At 76.7% G+C, this 22682-nt stretch carries 20 protein-coding genes; 6 read left to right on the top strand and 14 right to left on the bottom strand.

Features of this window, described 5'->3' with window-relative positions; translation table 11 throughout:
• Positions 1-31 precede the first annotated feature (31 nt).
• Positions 32-1402 (bottom strand): class I SAM-dependent RNA methyltransferase, encoded by a 1371-nt coding sequence (locus AC2TDM_RS07845; RefSeq protein WP_090030765.1) that lies wholly within the window; start codon positions 1400-1402, stop codon positions 32-34.
• Complete coding sequence (locus tag AC2TDM_RS07840; RefSeq protein WP_484636287.1) at positions 1395-3398, bottom strand: APC family permease; 2004 nt, start codon at positions 3396-3398, stop codon at positions 1395-1397. Before AC2TDM_RS07840 ends, AC2TDM_RS07845 begins: the two co-directional genes overlap by 8 nt.
• A gap of 67 nt (positions 3399-3465) precedes the next feature.
• On the opposite strand from AC2TDM_RS07840, the gene AC2TDM_RS07835 reads away from it, so the two are divergent.
• Positions 3466-4116, top strand: a complete 651-nt coding sequence (locus AC2TDM_RS07835) for a potassium channel family protein (RefSeq protein ID WP_090030958.1) — start codon at positions 3466-3468, stop codon at positions 4114-4116.
• A complete protein-coding gene (locus tag AC2TDM_RS07830; protein ID WP_090030761.1) occupies positions 4113-4787 on the top strand; it encodes a potassium channel family protein in 675 nt (224 codons plus the stop codon). The genes AC2TDM_RS07835 and AC2TDM_RS07830 overlap by 4 nt, the downstream gene beginning before the upstream one ends.
• Here the strand turns inward: AC2TDM_RS07830 and AC2TDM_RS07825 are convergent.
• From AC2TDM_RS07825 to dut, 4 genes are all read right to left on the bottom strand, one after another.
• Positions 4720-5487, bottom strand: a complete 768-nt coding sequence (locus AC2TDM_RS07825) for a DUF3159 domain-containing protein (RefSeq protein ID WP_090030760.1) — start codon at positions 5485-5487, stop codon at positions 4720-4722. The two genes, AC2TDM_RS07830 and AC2TDM_RS07825, sit on opposite strands and share 68 nt — an antisense overlap.
• Positions 5484-5852 (bottom strand): OB-fold nucleic acid binding domain-containing protein, encoded by a 369-nt coding sequence (locus AC2TDM_RS07820; protein WP_090030758.1) that lies wholly within the window; start codon positions 5850-5852, stop codon positions 5484-5486. The genes AC2TDM_RS07825 and AC2TDM_RS07820 overlap by 4 nt, the downstream gene beginning before the upstream one ends.
• Positions 5849-6538: a DUF3710 domain-containing protein gene (locus AC2TDM_RS07815; protein ID WP_484636286.1), complete on the bottom strand. Its 690-nt coding sequence runs from the start codon at positions 6536-6538 to the stop codon at positions 5849-5851. The genes AC2TDM_RS07820 and AC2TDM_RS07815 overlap by 4 nt, the downstream gene beginning before the upstream one ends.
• A gap of 165 nt (positions 6539-6703) precedes the next feature.
• Complete coding sequence (gene dut, locus AC2TDM_RS07810) at positions 6704-7234, bottom strand: dUTP diphosphatase (protein ID WP_203708945.1); 531 nt, start codon at positions 7232-7234, stop codon at positions 6704-6706.
• A 94-nt stretch (positions 7235-7328) separates the two neighbouring features.
• Here dut and AC2TDM_RS07805 point away from each other — a divergent pair, with 94 nt between their 5' ends.
• The gene (locus AC2TDM_RS07805; protein WP_090030754.1) at positions 7329-7859 is read left to right on the top strand and encodes a DUF3093 domain-containing protein; all 531 of its coding nucleotides are present in this window, start codon (positions 7329-7331) and stop codon (positions 7857-7859) included.
• 34 nt (positions 7860-7893) lie between these two features.
• On the opposite strand, the gene AC2TDM_RS07800 is transcribed toward AC2TDM_RS07805, so the two are convergent.
• Both AC2TDM_RS07800 and AC2TDM_RS07795 read right to left on the bottom strand, forming a co-directional pair.
• Positions 7894-8193, bottom strand: a complete 300-nt coding sequence (locus AC2TDM_RS07800; RefSeq protein ID WP_090030752.1) for a DUF4193 domain-containing protein — start codon at positions 8191-8193, stop codon at positions 7894-7896.
• A gap of 248 nt (positions 8194-8441) precedes the next feature.
• Positions 8442-9305, bottom strand: a complete 864-nt coding sequence (locus AC2TDM_RS07795; RefSeq protein WP_090030956.1) for an inositol monophosphatase family protein — start codon at positions 9303-9305, stop codon at positions 8442-8444.
• A gap of 185 nt (positions 9306-9490) precedes the next feature.
• On the opposite strand from AC2TDM_RS07795, the gene sepH reads away from it, so the two are divergent.
• Positions 9491-10723: a septation protein SepH gene (gene sepH, locus AC2TDM_RS07790; RefSeq protein WP_484636285.1), complete on the top strand. Its 1233-nt coding sequence runs from the start codon at positions 9491-9493 to the stop codon at positions 10721-10723.
• 42 nt (positions 10724-10765) lie between these two features.
• Here the strand turns inward: sepH and AC2TDM_RS07785 are convergent, their stop codons facing one another.
• Genes AC2TDM_RS07785 through AC2TDM_RS07770 form a run of 4 tightly spaced genes read right to left on the bottom strand, consistent with a single transcriptional unit; the run spans position 10766 to position 15940 of the window.
• Complete coding sequence (locus AC2TDM_RS07785) at positions 10766-11401, bottom strand: thymidine kinase (RefSeq protein ID WP_090030745.1); 636 nt, start codon at positions 11399-11401, stop codon at positions 10766-10768.
• A gap of 3 nt (positions 11402-11404) precedes the next feature.
• On the bottom strand, positions 11405-12592 hold the full coding sequence (locus tag AC2TDM_RS07780; protein WP_090030743.1) for an alkaline phosphatase family protein: 1188 nt from the start codon (positions 12590-12592) through the stop codon (positions 11405-11407).
• Positions 12592-13164 carry a DUF5998 family protein gene (locus AC2TDM_RS07775; RefSeq protein ID WP_090030741.1) on the bottom strand — a complete coding sequence of 191 codons (573 nt, stop codon included), beginning with the start codon at positions 13162-13164 and terminating at the stop codon, positions 12592-12594. Before AC2TDM_RS07775 ends, AC2TDM_RS07780 begins: the two co-directional genes overlap by 1 nt.
• 22 nt (positions 13165-13186) lie before the next feature.
• Positions 13187-15940 carry a GNAT family N-acetyltransferase gene (locus tag AC2TDM_RS07770; RefSeq protein WP_090030738.1) on the bottom strand — a complete coding sequence of 918 codons (2754 nt, stop codon included), beginning with the start codon at positions 15938-15940 and terminating at the stop codon, positions 13187-13189.
• A 130-nt stretch (positions 15941-16070) separates the two neighbouring features.
• Here AC2TDM_RS07770 and AC2TDM_RS07765 point away from each other — a divergent pair, with 130 nt between their 5' ends.
• Entirely contained in the window at positions 16071-18557 is a 2487-nt protein-coding gene (locus AC2TDM_RS07765) for a DNA gyrase/topoisomerase IV subunit A (protein ID WP_484636284.1), read from the top strand.
• Positions 18558-18575: 18 nt separating this feature from the next.
• Here the strand turns inward: AC2TDM_RS07765 and AC2TDM_RS07760 are convergent, their stop codons facing one another.
• Both AC2TDM_RS07760 and AC2TDM_RS07755 read right to left on the bottom strand, forming a co-directional pair.
• The gene (locus AC2TDM_RS07760; protein WP_484636283.1) at positions 18576-18905 is read right to left on the bottom strand and encodes a GNAT family N-acetyltransferase; all 330 of its coding nucleotides are present in this window, start codon (positions 18903-18905) and stop codon (positions 18576-18578) included.
• Positions 18906-19692: 787 nt separating this feature from the next.
• A complete protein-coding gene (locus AC2TDM_RS07755) occupies positions 19693-21819 on the bottom strand; it encodes a DNA gyrase/topoisomerase IV subunit B (protein WP_484636282.1) in 2127 nt (708 codons plus the stop codon).
• A 313-nt stretch (positions 21820-22132) separates the two neighbouring features.
• On the opposite strand from AC2TDM_RS07755, the gene AC2TDM_RS07750 reads away from it, so the two are divergent.
• A complete protein-coding gene (locus AC2TDM_RS07750; RefSeq protein ID WP_175499232.1) occupies positions 22133-22390 on the top strand; it encodes a DUF7455 domain-containing protein in 258 nt (85 codons plus the stop codon).
• Positions 22391-22682: the final 292 nt, after the last annotated feature.

Raw genomic sequence — 22682 nt, 5'->3', positions numbered from 1 at the left:
GGACGGTCCGGCTCGCGTCCACGCTAGACGCTCACGCCCGGGTCAGCACCGCCACGGCCTCGACGTGGTGGGTCATGGGGAATAGGTCGTACCCCTGCACGTCGTCGAGCCGGTACCCGTGCCCGACGAGCAGCCCGACGTCGCGCGCCAGCGCCGCGGGGTCGCAGGCCACGTGGACGACCCGTCGCGGCGCGAGCGCGGCGACCGCGTCGAGCACGCGCCGTCCGGCGCCGGCGCGCGAGGGGTCCAGCACGACCGCGTCCACGGCGTCCGGCAGCGCCCCGGCCCCGCCGTCGGCCGCCCCGTCCGCGGGCGCACCCGCGTCCGCGTCGGCACCCGCCCGCGTGAGCACGTCCCCGACCTCGCCCGTGCGCAGCAGCACCTGGGGACGGTCGTGCAGCGTCCGACGGGCGTCGCGCACGGCCCGCTCGTCGCCCTCGACGCCGACCACGCGGCCGGCGGCCCCCACGGCGTCCGCGAGCACGGCCGTGAACAGCCCCGCCCCGGCGTAGAGGTCCAGCACGGTCGCCCCGGTCACGTCCCCCAGCCCGTCGAGCACGGCCGCCGTCAGCACCTCGGGCGCGCGCCGGTGCACCTGCCAGAAGCCCGCGGCCTGCACCCGGTACCGGTAGGTCGTCCCGCGCACGCGGACCTCCTCGTGCACCGTGCGCCGCGCGTTCGGGCGCGGGTCCGGCCGGCCGCGGCCCAGGTCCCAGGGCACCCCGTCGACGAGCACCACCGGCGCGTCCCCGGACGCCGGCGCCACCGCCTCGATGCGCGCCCCCGCGGGCCACCGCCGCCCGGGCAGGTCCAGGGCCTCGATCGCCTCCACCGCCAGCGGCAGCGACGTCACCGGGTGCACGGCGTGCGAGCGCGGGCCGCGCATCCCCGCGCGGCCCTCGTCGTCGGCCACGAGCTCCACCCGGGTGCGGTAGTGCAGCCCGCCCCGCTCGTCGTCCTCGGGCAGCGCGTGCACGGGGACGTCGCGGTCCAGGTGCGCGATCCGCCGCAGCTGCTCGGACAGCACGGCCGCCTTCCAGGCCCGCTGCGCGGGCAGGGCCACGTGCGCGAGCTCCGCGCCGCCGACCCCGCCGGCCCCCGCCTCGGGCCAGGCGGACGGCACCCGGTCGGGCGACGCGGTCAGGACCTCGACGGCGTCCGCGCGCCAGAACGAGGCGCCCTCGCCGGCGTCCGTCAGGCGGGCCCGCACGCGCTCACCGGGCAGCGTGTGCCGGACGAAGACGACGCGGCCCTCGAAGCGCGCGACGCAGTGCCCGCCGTGCGCCGGCGCGCCGACGTCGAGCTCGACGACCTCCCCGGCGCGTCCGGGGTCCGCCGCCGGCCGGGGCCGGGGCCGGCGTCCCCGCGGCGGCCGGCCGGGCCGCGCGCCGCGCTCAGACACCCCGGGTCCGCGTCTGCCGCACCGCGTCCTCGAGCCCGGTCTGCCCCGCCGACGACGAGAGCTGCCACGGGACGGACGCCACGACGACGCCCGGCGTGAACAGCAGCCGCCCCTTGAGGCGCAGCGCGCTCTGGTTGTGCAGGAGGTGCTCCCACCAGTGGCCCACGACGTACTCCGGGATGTAGACGACGACGAGGTCGCGCGGGCTCTCCCGCCGCACGGACCGCACGTACATGAGGACCGGCCGGGTGATCTCCCGGAACGGCGAGTCGAGCACCTTGAGCGGCACGGGCAGGTCGAGGGCGTCCCACGCGGCGCGCAGCGGCGCGACGTCCTCGGGGTCGACCGCCACCGTCACGGCCTCGAGGACCTGCGGGCGCGAGGCCCGTGCGTAGGCCAGCGCGCGCAGGGTCGGCCGGTGCACGCGCGAGACGAGGACGATCGCGTGCACGCGGCTGGGCAGGGCGCGCGCGTCGGGGCTGCCGCTGTCGAGGTCGAGCTCCCGGCGGACCCGGTCGTAGTGCCGGCGGATCCCGTTCATGAGCGTGAAGATGACGAGCATCGCCAGGATGGCGATCCACGCGCCGAGCGCGAACTTCGTGATGAGCACCACGACGAGCACGACGGCCGTCATGGAGAAGCCGATGCCGTTGACGAGCCGCGAGCGGCGCATCCGGGCGCGTGCCACGGGGTCCGGCTCCGTGCGCAGGTGCCGGTTCCAGTGCCGCAGCATGCCGAGCTGGGACAGCGTGAAGGACACGAACACGCCCACCGTGTACAGCGGGATGAGCAGCGTGACGTCGGCGTGGAAGGCGAACACCAGCACGCCCGCGCCGACGGCCAGCGTGACGATGCCGTTCGACAGCGCCAGCCGGTCGCCGCGGGTGTGCAGCTGGCGCGGGAGGAACCCGTCCTTGGCGAGGATCGAGCCGAGCACCGGGAACCCGTTGAAGGCGGTGTTGGCGGCCAGCACGAGGATGAGGCCCGTGACGACGGCGACGAGGACCGCCGCGACGGGGAAGCCCGAGAACACGGCCTGGGACAGCTGCGTGATGACGGGGTCCTGCACGTACCCGTAGCCCACCGGCACCCCGTCGCGCAGGAGCTGCTCGCCCGGGTCCTCCACGTAGTGGACCTTCGTCTCGCGCGCCAGGAAGAGGATCGACAGGACGAGGAAGGAGCTGATCGTGCCGAGCAGGGCCAGCGTCGTGGCCGCGTTGCGGGACTTGGGCTTGCGGAAGGCGGGGACGCCGTTGCTGATCGCCTCGACACCGGTGAGGGCCGTCGACCCCGACGCGAAGGCCCGCAGGACGAGGAACAGCCCGGCCGCGCCGGCCAGCCCCGTCTCGTAACCGGGCACCGGCGCCACGTCGAGGGCCGCCGACTCCGCCAGGGGCAGCGAGCCCGTCGCCCACCGGACGAGCCCGGTGAGGGCCGTGATGCCGATGACGACCATGTAGAGGTAGACGGGGACCGCGAAGGCCGTGCCGGCCTCCTTCACCCCCCGCAGGTTGAGCAGGGTGAGGACGACGATGAGCGACAGCGCCACCGTGACCTCCTCCCCGCGCAGCGCGGGGATGGCCGCGGCGGCGTACTGGGAGGCGGCCGACACGGACACCGCGACGGTCAGCGCGTAGTCGACCAGCAGCGCGCTGGCGACGGTGAGGCCGGCGCGGGGGCCGAGGTTGACGGTGGCCACCTCGTAGTCGCCGCCCCCGGAGGGGTAGGCGTGCACGTTCTGCCGGTACGAGGCGATGACCGTCACCAGGACGACGACGACGACGAGGCCGACCCAGGGCGAGATCGTCGTCGCCGCCAGGCCCGCCAGCGACAGGGTGAGGAGGATCTCGTCGGGGGCGTACGCGACCGACGACAGCGCGTCGGAGGCGAAGACCGGCAGCGCGATGCGCTTGGGGAGCAGGGTGTGCCCCATCCGGTCGCTGCGGACCGGGCGGCCCAGCAGGAGCCGCTTGGCGGCGTCGGTCAGGTCGGGCACGAGCGCCCATGCTACGCAGGCGCGGCGCCGGTCCGGCGCTAGGGTCGGCACCGTGCACTTCGTCATCATGGGATGTGGTCGCGTGGGCGCCTCGCTCGCGCACGAGCTCGAGAGCCGCGGCCACGGCGTGGCGGTCATCGACCAGAACCCGGACGCGTTCCGGCGCCTGGACGAGACCTTCTCCGGCCGCAAGGTCACGGGGCTCGGCTTCGACCGGGACACGCTGCACCAGGCGGGCATCGAGGACGCCTACGCCTTCGCGGCGGTGTCCGACGGCGACAACTCCAACATCCTCGCGGCGCGCGTCGTGCGGGAGACCTACGGCGTCGACAACGTCGTCGCCCGCATCTACGACCCCCACCGCGCGGAGATCTACCAGCGGCTGGGCATCCCCACGGTCGCGACCGTGCGCTGGACGTCCCTGCAGGTGCTGCGTCGGCTGCTGCCGCTGGGCTCCACGGACGAGTTCCGCGACCCGTCCGGGCAGGTCCGCCTGGCGGAGGTGGACGTGCACGCGGCGTGGGTCGGCAAGCCGCTGCGCGCGCTGGAGGAGGCCAGCGGCGCACGCGTCGCCTACGTCACCCGCTACGGTGCCGGCGTGCTGCCCACGGCGGGGACCGTCCTGCAGGAGAACGACCAGGTGCACGTGCTCATGCGCACCGCGGACGCGGACGCCGTCGAGCGCGTGCTCACCGTCGCACCGGTGGTGACGGCGTGAGGGTCGTCATCGCGGGGGCCGGGTCCGTCGGCCGGTCCATCGCCCGGGAGCTCCTCGGGCACGGGCACGAGGTGACGCTCGTCGACCGGCAGCCCACCGCGATGCGGGTGGCGCAGGTGGCGGACGCCGACTGGCTGCTGGCCGACGCGTGCGAGCTGCCGACGCTGCGGCAGGTGCGCGCCGACGAGTGCGACGTCATGGTCGCGGCGACCGGTGACGACAAGGCCAACCTCGTCATCTCGCTGCTGGCCAAGACCGAGTTCGGCGTGCCGCGCACGGTGGCGCGCGTGAACAACCCGAAGAACGAGTGGATGTTCGACGAGGCGTGGGGCGTGGACGTCGCCGTGTCGACGCCGCGCATCATGACGTCGATGGTCGAGGAGGCCGTCGCCGTCGGCGACCTCGTCAGCATCTTCACGTTCCACCAGTCGAAGGCCGACATCCTCGAGCTGACGCTGCCGCCGTCGTCGCCCCTCGTCGGGTCGCTCGTGGGTCAGGTGGCCTGGCCGGAGGACACCGTGCTGGCCTGCGTCGTGCGGGACGCCCGGCCGCTCGCCCCGAGCCCCGACGACACGCTCGAGGTCGGCGACGAGCTGCTCATCGTCACGGGGCGGGACGCGGACCGCGCGGCGCTCGAGACGCTCCTGACCCGCGGAGCACGACCCAGCTGAGCCAGAGGGCGACCGCCGTGAGCGGCAGCCCCATGACGAGCTTGGCGGTGCCCAGCCACGCCACCTCGCCGGCCAGGTAGAGCGGCACCTGCACCGCGAGGCGCGCCGCGAACAGGCCCACCCACGGCCAGGACGCCCACGTGTAGCGGCGCACCTGCGCGGGGTCCCGACGCCAGGCCAGCGCGCCCGCCCACGAGCCCTGCGCCGTCAGGGGCCCCTCGGGCCGGAAGAGCCCGAGGACGAGCCCCACGAACGGCAGCCGGACGAGCACGCTCAGCAGGGTGCCCACGAGGTAGGCGACGTTCACCCACAGGCCGTAGGCGAAGTAGTCGGCGGCGTCGCCGGTCCGCCAGGCCCAGACGACGCCCACCGCGACCCCCAGCACGCCCGAGAGCGCCTGCGTGACCGGCGTGCGCTGCACGAGCCGCGCCACCACGGCGACGACCGCGGCGGCCGCGGAGGCGACGAGGGCGGGCACCAGCCGCTGCCCCGAGGCGACGAAGACGACGACGAACAGCAACCCCGGGGCGACGGACTCCACCGCCCCGCGCACCCCGCCGACGGCGGCGAGGGCGTCGAAGTGCTCGGCCTCCACGGCGCCCAGGCCGCGCCGCGCGGGTGCCCCTGCAGGTCCCGACGCGGGTCCGTCCGACGACGCCGACCCCGGCGCGACGGGCGACGGCGGCTCGGACGTGCTCACTCGCCCGGCCGCGCGCGCAGCTCGTAGCCGGGGTTGTACATGACGCGCCGGCCGCCCTTCTCGCACGCCATGCCCTCGACGCGCAGCCGGCGGCCGGGCTCGATGCCCGCGATCTCCCGACGACCGAGCCAGACGAGCACGAGCGTGCCCGAGCCGTCGTACAGCTCCGCCTCGACGGCGGGCACCCCCTCCCGCGGGCGCAGCGTCACGGCCCGCACCACGCCCGAGACGGTGGCGCGGCAGCGGTCCGGCAGGTCGTGGACCGGCGTGCAGGCGCCGGTGACGACGGACTCGGCCCGCTCCTCGTCGGCCTCGATCTCGGCCCGCGAGGCGAGGGCCTTCGCGAGCTTCTCCTTGAGGGTCATCGGGTCTCCGTCATCTCGGGCCCGCGGGTCAGCGGGTCGAGGTCGGGGCGGCCGTCCGGGACGGGCGGCGGCGGGGGGACGGGCTGGCGGCCCGGCAGGTGCAGCGGCAGGAGCTCCCGCGGCGGGCGCGCCTCGGTGCCGCGCACGACGACGACGCCGGCGAACACCGCCTCGAGCCGCCGCGCCGCCTCGGGGTCGACCGCCGCGCGCCCGGACAGCAGGCCGCGCAGGAACCAGCGCGAGCCGTCGGTGCCGAGGAAGCGGAAGGGTCGGTGCGCCGTGCGGCCGTCCGGCGTGCGGACGGGCAGGCGGGCGAGCAGCTCCGTGCCGAAGGGGCCGTCCAGCTCCTCGACGGACCCGCCCTGGCCGGTCACCTGCGTCCGGATCTCCGCGCGCACCTCGTCCCAGATGCCGTCGGTGCGCGGCGCGGCGAAGGCCTGCATCTGCAGCGACGAGCCGTCGAGGACGACCTGCACGCCCTGCACCGTCTTCGTGCGCTGGTCGACCTCCATGCGCAGCTCCATGCCCTGCACGGCCGGCACGCGCAGCGCACCGAGGTCGACGCGCTCGCCCGCGGGCGCCTCCGCGACGTCCCACGGCCCGCGCGCGGGTGCGGACGTCCCCGCCGTCGAACCGTCGCCCGCGGCGTCGTCGCCCGTCCGGTCGTCGGTCAGGTCACCCGTCACGTCGTCCGGGGCCGGACCCGCCTCACCCGGGGCCGCCTCCGGCCCGGGTGCGGTCCTGGCACGTCGGAACAGACCCACGTCGCTCACTCCCTCCGGCCGTGCGTCGCACCGCCGTCTCGGCTCCCCCGACAGTAACCCCGCGGCGCGGCGCGCCGGGAGCGGACCTCAGGACGCTCCCCCGACCGGCCCAGGCGGCGGCGTCCAGCCGCCGCTCGACCCGAAGCCGCCGGCGCCCCGCACGGAGCCGGGCAGCTCGTCGACCTCGGCGAACCGCACCTGCTCGACGCGCTGCACGACGAGCTGGGCGACCCGGTCGCCGCGCGCGAGCCGCACGGGCTCCGTCGCGTCCGTGTTGTGCAGGACCACCGCCACCTCGCCGCGGTAGCCCGCGTCGACCGTCCCGGGGGCGTTGAGCACGGTCAGGCCGTGCCGGGCGGCGAGCCCGGAGCGCGGGTGCACGAACGCCGCCCACCCCTCGGGCAGCGCGATCGCGATGCCCGTCGGCACGGTGGCCCGGCCGAGGGGCGGCACGACCACGGCCTCGCGGGCCAGCAGGTCGACCCCGGCGTCGCCCGGGTGGGCGTGCACGGGGACCGGCAGGTCCGGGTCCAGCCGACGCAGCGCCACCACCAGCGGCGCGGCACCGGCCGGCGACGACGGGTGCTGGTCGGCGCGCTCGGTCACGGGCTCGGTCACGGGCCGCGACCCTACCCGCCGCGCCGGGACGTGCGGGCATCGCGTCGACCCGCACCCCCACGCCGCACCGGCGCCGGTCTGAGATGCTGGGGCGGTGCACGACGACACCCCCGGACCAGGTCCCGCGCAGCCGCCCCGACGGCCCGGTGGGGACGAGGGGGCGGAGGTCGTGCTGCACCGCGAGCGCCTGACCGTGGGGCGGGGCGGCTGGCTGTTCGCGCTGCTCCTCGTCGTCACCTTCGGCGCGGTGCTCATCCCCGTCGACCCCCTGCTGGCGGTCGCCGGGGGCCTTGTCGCGGCCGTGGTCGTGGGCGTGGCCCTCGTGCGCTCGGCCCCCGTCGTCGAGGTCACGACGAGCACCCTGCGCGCGGGCGGGGCGGCCGTGCCCGTCCACCTGCTCGGCGCCGTGCAGCCCCTGGACGTGCAGGAGACCCGGACCGCGCTCGGTCCGGGTCTCGACGCCCGCGCCCACGTCTGCCTCCGCGGGTGGATCCCCACGGTGGTCCGCGCCGACCTGGACGACCCCGCCGACCCGACCCCGTACTGGCTCGTGTCGACGCGCTCGCCGGAGGCGCTCGCCGCCGCCCTGGTGCGGGCCGGCGCCGCGGGTGGCTCGCGCCGCTAGGCGCCGAGCGGGCCCACCGGCGCCGGCAGCGGCGTCAGGCCGCGCACTCCGAGCAGATGGGCTGCCCGTTCTTCTCCCCCGCCAGCTGGCTGCGGTGGTGCACCAGGAAGCAGGACGAGCACGTGAACTCGTCGGCCTGGCGCGGCAGCACCCGGACGCTCAGCTCCTCGCCGGACAGGTCCGCGCCGGGGAGCTCGAAGCCCTCGGCGGCCTCCGTCTCGTCCTCGTCCACCTGGCCCGAGCTCTTGTCGGAGCGCCGCGCCTGGAGCTCCTGGAGGGAGTCCTCGGACAGATCCTCCTCGGTCTTGCGCGGTGCGTCGTAGTCGGTCGCCATGATGTTCTCCGTCTCCCGCCGGCCCCTGCGGGTCGGCCTCTCGTCCACGCACCGCCGCCGGGCGCCGGTGCACCGGCCACGCGTGACGCGGCGGGCGCCCGCGGGTGCGGCGGCGCCGTGCGCCCCGCTCCCGCCGGTCCCCCCGCGCGTCCCCGCTCGGCCGGCGACCCTCCAATGCCCGGCCGCCGGGGTTTGTTCCCGCGACGGCGGCAGGGATTGTGCCCTATCCCGCAGGCGTCCGCGACCGGCTACGCGCCCTCGTCGGCGCGCAGCCCCTCCAGCAGCCGGACGAGCTCCGCCTGCCCCGCGGGCGGCCCCGCGACGGTCATGTCGCGGCCCGGCGGGCGACCGTGCAGCCCCGTGACGACGGCGCCCGCCTCCTGGGCGACGAGCTGCCCGGCCGCCAGGTCCCAGGGGTTGAGGCCGCGCTCGTAGTACAGGTCGAGACCTCCGGCGCCGAGCCGGCACAGGTCGAGCGCGGCCGACCCGATGCGGCGCACGTCGCGCACCTGCGGCAGCAGCGCCGCGACCACGGCCCCCTGCGCCCGCCGTCGCTCCGCCTCGTAGCCGAACCCCGTGCCGACGAGCGACAGGGCGAGCGGCACGTCCGCGTTCACCTGCAGGGGCACGCCGTCGCGCCACGCGCCCCGGCCGCGGGCGGCGGTGTACGTGGTGCCGACGGCGGGCGCGTGCACGCACCCGACGAGGACCGTCCACGTCGCGGGGTCCGGGTCGCCGACGACCGCCGCGACCGACACCGCGTAGTCGTCGATGCCGTACAGGTAGTTCACCGTGCCGTCGATGGGGTCGACGACCCACGTGACCCCGCTGGTGCCGGCGTGGTCGGTGCCCTCCTCCCCGAGGACGCCGTCGTCCGGCCGCAGCTCGGCCAGCCGCCGGCGCAGCAGCGTCTCCGAGGCGACGTCCATCGCGGTCACCACGTCCTGCGGGGACGACTTCGTCGCCGCGACCGTGACCCGCTCGGGGCGGCCCTCGTGGACGAGCGCGCCGGCCTCCCGCGCCACGGTCTCCGCGACCGCCAGGAGGGCGTCGAGGTCGTGCTGCTGGGGGAGGCGGTCCGGGGCGGTCGGAGGGGGCGTCGGGGTGCTCACACCCGCCACTATCCCCTGCCGGGTCCTCCGCCCCGTCCTCCGCCCCGTCCTCTGCCCCGTCCTCTGCTCCGTCCTTGCCTCCGTCCTCTGCCCCGTCCTGCCCGGCGGGCGACGGCACACCGGCGCGGGTCCCCGACACCCGCCCCTGGGGATGGCACCCTGCGGGGAGACGAACGGGAGGACCCATGGCTGAGCTCGAGCTCGTCGGGCTGCACGAGGACGGCGAGCACGTCGTCCTGGCCGGACCCGGCGCCGGACCGGGCGCCCCGCGCTACCGGCTCCGCATCGACGACGCCCTGCGGGCCGCGGTGCGGCGCGACCGGCCGCAGCTGGAGCAGCTGCGCTCCGGCGGTGCTGCGAGCCTGAGCCCGCGCGAGATCCAGGCCCGCATCCGGGCGGGGGCGACGGCCCAGGAGGTCGCGACCGCTGCCGGCACCTCCGTGGACCACGTCCGCCGCTACGAGGGCCCCGTCATGGCGGAGCGCGAGTACGTCGCCGACCAGGCGCGCGCCACCCGCATCGGCCGCGAGGCCGACGCCCCGGTGCTCGGGGACCTCGTCACCGACCGGCTCGCCGCGCGCGGCGTCGACCCCGACACGCTGTCGTGGGACGCCTTCCGCGAGGTGGGGCGGCCGTGGACCGTCGCGGCGCGCTTCGTCGTCGGGGAGGACCGGCGGGAGGCCCGCTGGACCTTCGACGGCGCGGCCCGCACGGTGGCCGCCGAGGAGGACGAGGCCCGCTGGCTGTCGGAGACCGAGATCCCCGCCGACCTCCTGGGCCGCCGGCACCTCGCCGCCGTGCGCGACGTCGTGTTCGACCTGCCCGCCGGGGGAATCCCCGCCGGTGACGGCACGCCGCACGACGAGGTCCCCGCCGGCGACGGCGGGCCGGACGCGGCGGGCCCGGTCGACGACCCGACGGCCGCGCTGCTCGACGACCTGCGCGCCCGGCGCGGCGTGCGCCAGCCCCTCGACGACGAGCCGCCCGGCGACGACGACGAGGAGTTCGAGGGCTTCGGGCCGCAGCGGACCTTCGACTTCGGGCACCTCGAGGCCCAGGTCCCCGGGGCGCACCCGGTGGACGCCGACCCGCGGACCGAGGCGCGCGTCCTGGCCCTCACCGGTCGGCAGCGCACTCCCGTCGGGCCCGTCGTCCGCGAGACCGCGAGCACGACGGACGCCGAGGCGCCCCGCCCGCCGGCCCCGGGCTCGCCCGAGCCGGGGACGGGCACGGGGACGGGCACGGAGACGGGCACGGCGGCACCGGCCACGAGCGGTCAGACCGCGTCCGCCGAGCAGCCGCTCGCGGCGACGGGGTCGGCAGGCTCGTCGCCCGCGGACCGGCCGCGGGCGGCGCGCCGCGGCCGCGCGAAGGTGCCGAGCTGGGACGAGATCGTCTTCGGGGCGCGTCCCGAGTAGCCCGGAGTCGCCCCGGATCGCGCGGCCCGGGCCGCGCGACCATCAGCCGCCGGCGGGGGCCGGCGCGTGCGCGCGGGCCGTCGCGGCCGTCATGCGGCGCACGTGGTGGCGTCGGCACAGCACCTCGTAGGCGACGTCCTCCGCGGAGGGGTCGACGTCGCCGACGACGACCTGCGCCCCCTCGACGACCATGCGACCGCCGACGGTGCGTGCGTTGTGCGTGGCGCGGGCGCCGCACCAGCACAGCGCCCGGACCTGCAGCACCTCGACCCGGTCGGCCAGCTCGACGAACCGTGCCGACCCCGGGAAGAGCCGGGCGCGGAAGTCGGTCGTGATGCCGAAGGCGAAGACGTCCACCTCGAGCTCGTCCACGACCCGCGCGAGCGCCTCCACCTGCTCGGGCGCGTAGAACTGCGCCTCGTCGCACACGAGGTAGTCCACCGCGTGCCCCGCCCCGCGCCGGGCGAGCACGAGCTCCCAGAAGTCGGTCGCCGCCGTCACCTCGTCGGCGCGGCGGGCCAGGCCCAGCCGCGAGGAGATGACGGCCGTCCCGGCCCGGTCGTGCTGCGTGAACAGCAGGCCGTGGCGGCCGCGCGCCGCGTGGTTGTGGTGCATCTGCAGCGCCAGCGTCGACTTGCCGCAGTCCATCGTGCCGGAGAAGAAGACGAGCTCGGCCACGCCTCACGCACCCCCGGCGACGAGCAGCGGCACGAGCATCTCCGCGGGCGTGCGCGACCCGTGCACCCCGACCAGCTCGAGCGACGCCGCGCTCTGCGTCGCGGAGTCCACGACGGTCGCCCGCCCCGTCATCGCCACGACGACGTCCCCCACGACGGGCAGGACGTGCGGGTCGACGGGGCCGAACCACCCGGCCGCCACGACCTCCTCCCGCGTGCCGACGACCGCGTGCTCCCCCAGCACGTCGCGCCACCGGCCGGCCACGGCCGGGGCGTCCGCGCCCGGTGCCAGGTGCAGGTGCAGGGCGCGCGGCTCCCCCGCCACCAGCGCCACGTCCCGGCCGAGCACGGGGTCGGCCGCCACGTCCCACCGCCGCGCGCGGTCGACGTCGACCATGCCGTGGTCGGCGGTGACGACGAGCAGCGTGCTCGCCGGCAGCGAGCGCGCCAGCCGCCGCAGCTCGGCGTCGACGTCCTCGAGCGCGGCCCCCCACGCGGCCGACCCGAAGCCGTGGTGGTGGCCGGCCTTGTCGACGTCGCCCCAGTAGAGGTAGGTCAGGCCCGGCCGGCGCAGCGTGCGCACGGCAGCGTCCACCCGGGCGCCCAGCGGCTCGGCGGCGACGAACGCGGCACCGGCCAGCGCCGCCTCGGTCAGGCCGCTGCCGGCGAACCGCGCGGGACCGATGCTCGTCGTCGCCACGCCCGCCCCCGCCAGCGCGGCCAGGAGGCCGGGGACGCGCTGCCACGCGCGCGGCGCGGGCAGGTCCGTCCAGGACACGAGGTTGCCGAGCGCCCCCGTGGCGGGGTCCCGCACGGTGTAGCCGAGCATCGCGGTCCGGCCCGGCCCCTCCCCCGTGCCGAACGTGCCCATCGCGGTGGCGGTGGTCGACGGCACGGGGCTCGTCAGCGGCTCGCTGCCGGCCAGGAGCGAGCGGAGGAACGGCGCGTGCCCGGCCCGCTCGGCGAGGTTGAGGTGCCCGAGCCCGTCGACGAGGACGACGCACACGCGCTCGGCCGTCGGCAGGCCGAGCGCCGCACGCGCGTCCGGGCCGTCGGGGTGCACGGCGACCCCCAGGACGTCGGCGAGCGCCGGCAGGACGCGGCCCAGGCGGCGCGGGCCGCCGGGGTGAAGGAAGCCGGCCGCGGCGGCGGCCTCCTCCACGGGTGACGTCGCGACGTGCCGCGCCGGCATCAGCCGCGGGCGCTGGCGGCCGAGAGGCGCCGGGCGAAGTCGAGCGCGGCGCGCACGGCGTGCTCGCCCTCCGCCGCGGAGCTGACGCGCACGACGACGTCGTCGGGGCTGAGCGTGCCGGTGAGGCCGTGGTCCGCGTCGCACGCCGGGTCGCCGCACGTGGCCGGCTCGAGGTCGACCCGGGAGACGCCGCCCCACCCCACCGCGAGCGTCACCTCGGTGGCCGTGCGCCCGGGCCGGTGCTCCGCCGGGGCGTCGACGACGTGCGTGACGGCGACCGACCGCAGGCTCGTGACGGGGACGGCCTCCGTCGTCGCCGAGGCGCTTGCGGACGGGTGCTCGGAGTCCGCCGGGTGGTCGTCGACGTGGGCGACGACCAGCCGCGTCGGCGTCAGCGCCAGCACGGTGACGTGCCGGCGCACCTCGTCGGCGTCGAACGTCGTCTCGGGGTGCACGAGGTGGGCGAGCACGGGCTCCTCGGCCAGCGCGACGTCGAGGACGTCGGCGACGAGGTCGGGGTAGTACCCCGCCCGGTGCAGGTCGTGGCGCAGGTGGGCGGGAACGGCAGGCACGGCTCATGATCGCACGGCCGGGTCAGCGGCCGAGCGCCCTCGCGGGGGCGTCGGAGCGGTCCGCGGGGCCGATGCCGGCGCGGGCGCCGAGCACCCGGACGCCGTCCAGCGTGACGACGACGGGGTTGAGCTCGAGCGAGCGCAGCTCCGGCAGCCCGTCGGCGAGCAGGCTCACGCGCGCGACGAGGTCCTCCAGCGCGGCGGCGTCCAGGGCGGGGCTGCCGCGGTACCCGTAGAGCCGCGCGGCGGCGCGCGGGGAGCGCACGAAGGCGGCGACGTCGGCGTCCGTGAGGGGCGGCATCGCGAGCGCCACGTCCCCCAGCAGGTCCGTGGCGTCCCCCGCCACCCCGAAGCTCAGCACGGGCCCGAAGAGCGGGTCCTCCGTCGAGCGCAGGACGCACGAGACGCCCTGCTCCACCATCGCCTGCACCTCCAGCGGCGCCTCGTCGACCGCGGGCCGCTGCCCCTGGGTCACGGCGGCGAGCGCGGCCGCCGCGGCGCGCACCTCGTCGTCGTCCTCGAGGTCGAGGCGCACGCCGCCGAGGTCGGCGCGGTGGCGCAGCGCGGGCACGGTCGTCTTCAGCGCGACCGGGTAGCCCATGGCACGGGCCGCGCGCACGGCCTCCTCCGCGTCGCGCGCCGGGACGGCGGGCACGACGCCGATCCCGACCGCCGACAGCAGGGTGGCCGTGCGCGCGGCGTCGAGGGCCACGGGGGCGCCGTCCGACGCGGACCACGCGCGCACGAGCCGCCGGGCGGCGCGCACGTCGACGCCGGGCGGCGCGACGGGCCGGCCGCGGTCCTCCGCCCGCCGGCGGGCGTAGCGCGCCGCCCGCCCGAGCGCGAGCGCCGCGTCCTCGGCGGTGCCGAACGCCGGGACCGTGCAGGGCCGCCCGTCGGGTCCGGGCGCCGTGAGGTCGGCGGTGATGCCGCTCAGCCCGGTGAAGCACGCCGCGGTGGGGCGGCCCGTGCGCGCCGCCGCCTCGGCCACGGCCCGGTGCAGCACCGGGTCGGGGCCGTACACCGTCGGCACGCGCACCGCCACGACGACGTCGGCGTCCTGCGCGTAGACCTGCTCGACCGCGGCGGCCACGGCGTCCGGCCCGGCGTCCTCCGGGACGACGACGGGGTCCTGGCGGACGACGAGACCCGCGCCCGCGGCGGCCTCCACGACCACGGCGGCGACCGTCGCGGACCCCGCCAGGACCGCACAGCGCCGACCGGCGGGCAGCCGCTGGTGCGCGAGGAGCTGCACGAGGTCGAGCATCGCTCCGGTGCTCTCGACGCGGATGACGCCGGCATGGCGCATCATCTCGTCGAGCGTGCGCGCCGGCGCGTACGTCGAGCGCACCTGGTGCCCGGGCGGCACCACCTGTCCCGACCGCCCGGCCGTGACGACGACGACGGGCTTCGTCGCGGACAGCCGCCGCGCGATGCGCTGGAACTTGCGAGGGTTGCCGATGCTCTCCAGCGCGAGCGCCACGACGTCGGTGCTCTCGTCGTCGGTCCAGAACTGCATGAGGTCGTTGCCGGACACGTCGGCGCGGTGCCCGGCCGAGACGAACTGCGCGACGCCGAGGCCGCGCCGCCGCACCGCGCCCGCCAGCCCGACCGCCACCTGCGCCGACTGGCAGAACAGGCCCACGCGCCCCCGCGGCAGCGTCTCGCGCACGAGCGAGGCGTCGAGGACGGAGCCGTCCGGCCGCACCGCGACGAGCCCGAAGGACGCCGGCCCCACGATGCGCAGGCCCGTCCCCCGGGCGGCGCGCAGCAGCCGGCGCTGCAGGTCGAGCCCCTGCGCGCCGGTCTCGCCGAAGCCCGCCGAGAGCAGGACGCACGCCCGCACGCCGTGCCGCGCGAGCGCCCGGACGAACCCCTCGGCGTCGGCCGCCTCCACCGCCAGCACCGCGAGGTCCACGGGCGTCGGCAGCTCCGCCAGGGCGGCCCAACGGTCCGCCTCCCCCGGACGGCCGGGCACGCCGACGGTGTGCACCGGCAGCGTCGGGTCGCCCGCGCGCAGGGCGCCCGTGACGGTCTGCGCCAGCCGGACGGTGACGCCCGTCGCACCGCTGCCCGGCCCGACGACGACGACCGACCGCGCGCCGAGCATGCCGCGGACCGACCGCGCCTCCGCGCGGTGCTCGCGGTCCGCCATGACCTCGAGCGAGCGCTCGGTGGGGTCGATGTCGAACTCCACGGAGACGACGCCGTCCTCCGTGTGCTGCCGCACGGCGTACCCGGCCTCGCGGAAGGTCGCGATCATGCGCCCGTTCTGCGGCAGCACCTCGGCGACGAACCGCCGCACGCCGCGCTCGCGGGCCGCCGCGGCCAGGTGCTCGAGCAGCGCCGAGCCCAGGCCCTTGCCCTGGTGGGCGTCGGAGACGTTGAAGGCCACCTCGGCCACGTCGGGGTCGATGCGGTCGTAGCGGGCCACCGCGGTGATGCGCTCGTCGTCGCCCGGCCCGTCGCCACCCGTGACCGCGACCAGCGCGACGCGGTCGTCGTGGTCGACGGTCACCAGGTGGGTGAGGTCTCGCTCCGAGAGCCGCTCCATCGGCGCGAACCAGCGCATGTACGTCGAGCGCTCGGACTGCCCGAGGTGGAAGGCCTGCAGGGCCTCGGCGTCGTCGGGCCGGATCGGCCGCACGTGGGTCGTCGAGCCGTCGTAGAGCACGACGTCCGCCTCCCACGCGGCGGGGTACGCCCCGGGCCCGGGAGCGCGCGCACCCGCGGGCGGCACGGCGGCGCCGGCCCCGTCCGCCGCGACGTCTGCCATGCGCGCCACCCTAGCGAGCACCTCGCGCCCCACCCAGCCCGGCGGCCCCCGCAGCGCGTCGTGCCGTCCCCGGGTGCGCGGGCGGCGACAATGGTCGGCAGTCCCGTCCCCGTCCCGAGAGGCACCGCCCATGGCGCGACGCCCGTCCTCCCCCGACGTCCCCCCACCGGACGTCGCCGAGCGGATCGTCGACATCGACGTCGCCGCCGAGATGGAGGCGTCGTTCCTCGAGTACGCCTACTCGGTCATCTACACCCGCGCCCTGCCCGACGCCCGCGACGGCCTCAAGCCCGTGCAGCGGCGCATCCTGTTCCAGATGTCCGAGATGGGCCTGCGCCCGGACCGGCCCTACGTCAAGAGCGCGCGCGTCGTCGGCGACGTCATGGGCAAGCTCCACCCCCACGGCGACGCGGCGATCTACGACGCGATGGTCCGCCTCGCCCAGCCGTTCTCGCTGCGCCTGCCGCTCATCGACGGGCACGGCAACTTCGGCTCGCTCGACGACGGGCCCGCCGCCCCGCGGTACACCGAGGCCCGGATGGCCCCGGCGGCCACGGCGATGACGCGGGACCTCGACGAGGACACCGTCGACTTCGTCCCGAACTACGACAACCGGCTGCAGCAGCCGGCGGTGCTGCCCTCGGCGATCCCGAACCTGCTGGTCAACGGCGCGAGCGGGATCGCGGTCGGCATGGCGACGAACATGGTCCCGCACAACCTCGTCGAGGTCGTGGCCGCCGCCCGCCACCTCATCGCGCACCCGGCCGCCACCCTCGAGGACCTCCTGCGCTTCGTGCCGGGGCCGGACCTGCCGACGGGCGGCAAGATCGTCGGGCTCGACGGGGTGCGCGAGGCGTACCGCACGGGCCGCGGGCAGTTCCGCACGCGCGCCACGGCCCGCATCGAGAACGTCACGGCGCGGCGGCAGGGCATCGTCGTCACGGAGCTGCCGTACCTCGTCGGGCCGGAGAAGGTCCGCGAGAAGATCAAGGAGGGCGTGCAGTCCAAGCGGCTGCAGGGCATCGCCTCCTTCGACGACCACACGGACCGCACGCACGGCGTGCGCCTCGTCATCGAGGTGAAGTCCGGGTTCCACCCCGAGGCCGTCCTCGAGCAGCTCTACCGGTACACGCCGCTGGAGGACGCGTTCAGCGTCAACAACGTCGTGCTCGTCGAGGGGCAGCCGCGGACGCTGGGCCTGCGCGAGCTGCTGCAGGTGTGGGTGGACCACCGCATCGACGTGGTGCGGCGGCGCTCGGAGCACCGGCTCGCGCAGCGCAAGGACCGGGCCCACCTCGTGGCGGGCCTGCTCGTCGCCATCCTCGACATCGACGAGGTCATCCAGGTCATCCGTTCCGCGGAGGACGCGGAGACGGCACGCACCCGGCTGCGCCAGGTCTTCGACCTGTCCGAGCCGCAGGCGGAGTACATCCTCGAGCTGCGGCTGCGGCGCCTCACGCGCTTCTCGGTGCTCGAGCTCGAGGCCGAGCGGGACCGCCTCGCGGCGGAGATCGCCGAGCTCGAGGAGGTGCTGGGCGACGACCAGCTCCTGCGCGAGCTGGTCAGCGACGAGATGGCCGAGGTCGCGCAGACGTACGGGACGCCGCGGCGCACGGTGCTGCTGGAGCACGCCGGCGGGTCGGCCGTGGGCGCCACGGCGGCAGCCGCCGCGCGGGGGCGCGGACGGGCCCCGGCCGCGCCGCTGGAGATCGCCGACACGCCGTGCTGGGCGCTGCTGTCGGCCACGGGGCTGCTCGCGCGCACCCCGGACGCCGAGGCACCGCCGCGCCCCGACCCGGCGCACCGCGCCCGCCACGACGTGCTCGCCGGCGGGGTGCTCGCCACCGCGCGCGGGCACGTCGGCGCCGTGACGTCGGCGGGCCGCGTGGTCCGGGTGCCGGTGCTCGACCTGCCGGCCCTGGCGCCGGCCGCCGGCGCACCGAGCCTGTCCGGCGGGGTGCCGCTGGCCGAGGTCGTGCCCCTCGAGCGCGGCGAGCGCGTCGTCGGGCTGTGCGCCCTCGGGGCGGACGCGCCGACGCTGACGCTGGCGACCGCCGGCGGCGTGGTCAAGCGCGTCGCCAGCGCGGACGTGCCGGCCAACCGCGACGCCTGGGAGGTCATCGGCCTCAAGCCCGGCGACGAGGTCGTCGGCGCGGTCGAGGCGCGCGACGACGACGAGCTCGTCCTCGTCTCCTCGGACGCGTCGCTGCTGCGGTTCGCGGCGTCGGCGGTGCGGCCGCAGGGGCGTCCCGCCGGCGGGATGGCCGGCATCGCGCTGGCCGCCGGCGCGCGGGTCGTCGCGCTCGCCGCGGTGCCGCCCGGCACGGAGGCGCAGGTCGTGACGGTGGCGGGCTCGTCGTCCGCACTGCCGGGGACGCAGGCGGGCAGCGCGAAGGTGACGCCGTTCGCGGTCTTCCCCGCCAAGGGGCGGGCGACGGGCGGCGTGCGCTCGCACCGGTTCCTGCGCGGCGAGGACGCGCTGCTGCTGGCCTGGGTCGGGCCGGCGCCGGCGCTGGCCGTCGCGGCGGGCGGGCAGGCCGTCGACCTGCCCGGCGTCGACGTGCGCCGGGACGGGTCCGGCACGCCGCTCGCGGCCCCGGTGCACGCCGTCGGCTGACGACCGGTCCGCGGCGGCCTACAGCTCGATGCTCCACATCGTCGAGCTGTGGAACGCCTCGTACCCGAGGGAGGCGTACAGGCCGTGCGCGCCCGAGGGGTTGGCGGTGTCGACGCCCAGCTCGGCGTACTCGACGCCGTCGGCGCGGTAGGCGGCCATGACGGCGCCGAGCAGCGCGACGGCCACACCGCGCCCGCGCCACGCGCGCCGCACGCCCAGCAGCTCGGTGTAGCCCGAGGAGTAGCCGGCCACGGGCCAGTCCTGCTCGTACCGGCCGGACAGGGCGTAGCCGACGACCTCGTCGGTCGCCTCGTCCACCGCCAGGACGCTCCAGGCCGGCGCGAACATGCTGCGGCCCTGCGACCACTGCTCCGCGGTGCGCGGCTCGCTGCCCCAGTGGTCGGCGAAGGCCTCGTTGTGGCCAGACGCGTCTGCTCGTCCCGGTCGGCCGAGAACGGCTCGAGCCGCACCCCGGGCACCTGGCGCACGGGCGGCAGGGGGTCGGCGAGCGACCGGCGCATCTCGGTGTAGTAGCGCACGGGCGCGAGGGCGGACCGGCGCAGCAGCGCAACCGTGGCGTGGGCGTCGTCGTCGACGTAGGCGGCGATCCGGCCCGGCAGCTCCTTGCCGGACGCCGCGAGGAGCTGGCGCCCCCGGCCGACCGACCAGTCGAGCACCGCGCGGCCGATCCCGCGCCCGCGCACGTCCGGGTGCACGCCGCCGCGCAGGAACGCCCGCACGACCGTGCGGTCGCCGGGTGCCGTCGAGACGTCGGCGAACGCCCGCAGCACGCCGTCGGGGTCGAACCCGCCGAGAGTGTCGCGGTCCAGGTCGCGCCACTCCCCGTCGAAGTACTCCTCGACCTCCTCCGGGGCGGTGCGCGCCGGCGCGCCGTCGGCGACCTCCACCGCCTCGACGAGGCCGTGCAGCGCGGGCGCGTCCGCCCGGGCCAGCGGGCGCCATGCGAGCCCCAGCGCGGCGTCCGGCACGGGCAGGGCGGCGGGCGGCGCGGCCCGCTCGGCGATGGGCGCCAGGGTCGTCGCGGTCGTCGGGTCGGTTGCTGTCGTCGAGGTCGTCGTGCCGGCCATGCCCCCACCCTGGCGCGCGGCACGCGCGGGGGGCCAGCCCTTTGCGCTCAGACGTCGATGCGGCTGCGGTCCAGCGCCGTCGCCCCCGCGACGATGAAGTCCTTGCGGGGTGCCACGTCGGAGCCCATGAGCAGCTCGAAGACCTCCTCCGCGCGCTGCGCGGCCTCGGCCGTCACGCGCCGCAGGGTCCGGTGCCGCGGGTCCATCGTCGTCTCCGCGAGCTGGTCCGCGTCCATCTCCCCCAGCCCCTTGTAGCGCTGGATGTCGTCCTTGTAGCGCCGACCGGCCCGGTCGAGCTTCTTCAGCGTCGCGGCCAGCTCGGCCTCCGAGTACGTGTAGAGGTACTCGCCCTTGCGGCCGCCCGAGCCGACCACCTCGATCCGGTGCAGCGGGGGGACGGCGGCGAACACCCGTCCCGCCTCGACGAGGGGCCGCATGTACCGGAAGAACAGCGTGAGCAGGAGCGTGCGGATGTGGGCGCCGTCGACGTCGGCGTCCGTCATCAGCACGATCTTCCCGTAGCGCGCGGCCTCGAGGTCGAAGGTGCGGCCGGAGCCGGCGCCGACGACCTGGATGATCGCCGCGCACTCGGCGTTCTTCAGCATGTCCGTGACGGACGCCTTCTGGACGTTGAGGATCTTGCCGCGGATGGGCAGCAGGGCCTGGAACTCCGAGCTGCGCGCCAGCTTCGCGGTGCCGAGCGCGCTGTCCCCCTCGACGATGAACAGCTCGCTGCGCGAGACGTCGTCGCTGCGGCAGTCGGCCAGCTTCGGGGGCAGCGACGAGCTCTCCAGCGCGTTCTTGCGGCGGGAGATCTCCTTCTGCTTGCGCGCCGACAGCCGCGCGCGCATCTCCCCGACGACCTTCTCCAGCAGGCGGGTGGCGTGCTCCTTGCCCGCCCGGTCGGTCGCCCCGAGCACCGCACCGAGCTGGGTGTCGAGCACCCGGGCGACGATCGCGCGGACCGGTGCCGTGCCGAGGACCTCCTTCGTCTGGCCCTCGAACTGCGGTTCGGCGAGGCGGACCGTCACGACGGCCGTGAGGCCGGCGAGAACGTCCTCCTTCTCGATGCGCTCCTCGGCGTCCTTGCCCGACACCTTCAGCCGCCGCGCGTTGGCCTCGACCGCCTTGCGCACCGTGCGCAGCAGGCCCTGCTCGAAGCCCGCCTGGTGGGTGCCACCCTTGGGGGTGGCGATGATGTTGACGAAGCTGCGCAGCTCCGTGTCGTAGCCGGTGCCCCAGCGCAGCGCCACGTCCACCTCGCAGGTGCGCCGCACCTCCTGCGGCGTCATGTGGCCCCGCTCGTCGAGCACGGGGACGGTCTCGGTGAAGTCGCCCGCGCCGGTCAGGTGCCACGTCGGCGTCTCGGCCGCGTCGGGTGCCAGGTGCTCGACGAAGTCGACGACGCCGCCGTCGAACCGGAACGTCTCCTCGTGCGGGCCGTCCGCACCGGGCGTGCCGGCGAGACCGCGCTCGTCGCGCACGACGATCGTCAGGCCCGGCACGAGGAACGCCGTCTGCCGCGCGCGGGTGACGAGCTCGTCGTACCCGAAGACCGCGGTCGCGGGGAAGACCTGCCGGTCGGCCCAGTAGCGCACGCGCGTCCCGGTCCTCGCGCGGGCGACCTTGCCGACCACCGCGAGCTCGGACCCGGACACGAACGGCTCGAACGGGGAGTCGGGGCCGCGGCCCGCGGAGTCGTCGAACGTCCCGGGCTCGCCACGGTGGAACGTCATGCGGTGCGTGCGGCCGTGCCGGTCGACCTCGACGTCGAGCCGCGCCGACAGCGCGTTCACCACGGAGGCACCGACGCCGTGCAGGCCGCCCGAGGCCGCGTACGAGCCGCCGCCGAACTTGCCGCCCGCGTGGAGCTTGGTGAAGACGACCTCGACCCCCGTCAGGCCCGTCTTCGGTTCGGTGTCGACCGGGACGCCGCGGCCGTTGTCGCGCACCTCGACGGACTGGTCGGCGTGCAGCACGACCTCGATGCGGTCACCGTGCCCGCCGAGCGCCTCGTCGACGGAGTTGTCGATGATCTCCCAGAGGCAGTGCATGAGGCCGCGGCTGTCGGTGGTGCCGATGTACATGCCGGGGCGCTTGCGCACCGCCTCCAGCCCCTCCAGCACCGACAGGTGCCGGGCGGTGTAGGAGGACGGGGAGGACGTGGCGGTCACCCCCTGATCGTAGGTGGTCGGCCCCGACCCCCTTCGGGCACCGCGCCGACGTGCTGCACCACGGTGCTCCACCGGGCGCGTCCATCCCTCGGACGGGTGGTCAGCACCACAGACCACCCGGAGGGGTGGTCCCGGCCGCCGTCCGACGACCGCGGGGACGGGTCGCGGCGCAGGTGGAGCGGGTGGGGGCGCCGGCAGGGGCCGCCGCCGACGGCGCGACGGGGTGTGACGGCCAGGTCACCGCCGTGTTGCGGTCCGGAGACGACCGGGTGGAAACCTGTACGCCGGGGGCGAACCGGTCGATCCTCACGGCATGGATGCCGACCTCGGATGGTTGACTGACATCGTGAACACCACGATGAGCGCACCTCTGACCGTGGCCGACCGCTGCGACCGTTGCGGCGCGCAGGCGTACGTCCGGGTGGTGCTGGACGCCGGAGACCTGTTGTTCTGCGCGCACCACGCGCGCGAGCACGCCCCCAAGTTCGCGGACGTGGCCACCCACGTCCAGGACGAGACCGACCGCCTCCACGCCGAGCACGGTGCCGGCGCGGGTGCGGCCGCACGCTGATCTGACCTCCCGACACCGACCTCGCTGCGCGTCGAGCAGGACGCCGCAGGGCCGACGGGCCCGGACCGACCACGGTCCGGGCCCGTCGTCGTCCCCGGCCCCCCGGCCGTCGACGGCACCCCCTGCCGCGCGGCGCGCCGCGCACGACGGGAGGGGGACGGTGGCTGCCCCACCCCCGGTCGTGCCGCCCACGCTAGGGGCGCACGGCCCCACGCCCGCGGGACCTTCGTCCTCCGCCTGCGTCCGGGCAGCACGACGGCCCCGTCCCTGAGGGACGAGGCCGTCGTGTCGT

The sequence above is a fragment of the Cellulomonas sp. plas2 genome, assembly GCF_057221735.1.
Note: the sequence above shows the minus strand (reverse complement) of the source record. Positions and strands in the feature narration are given on the sequence as shown.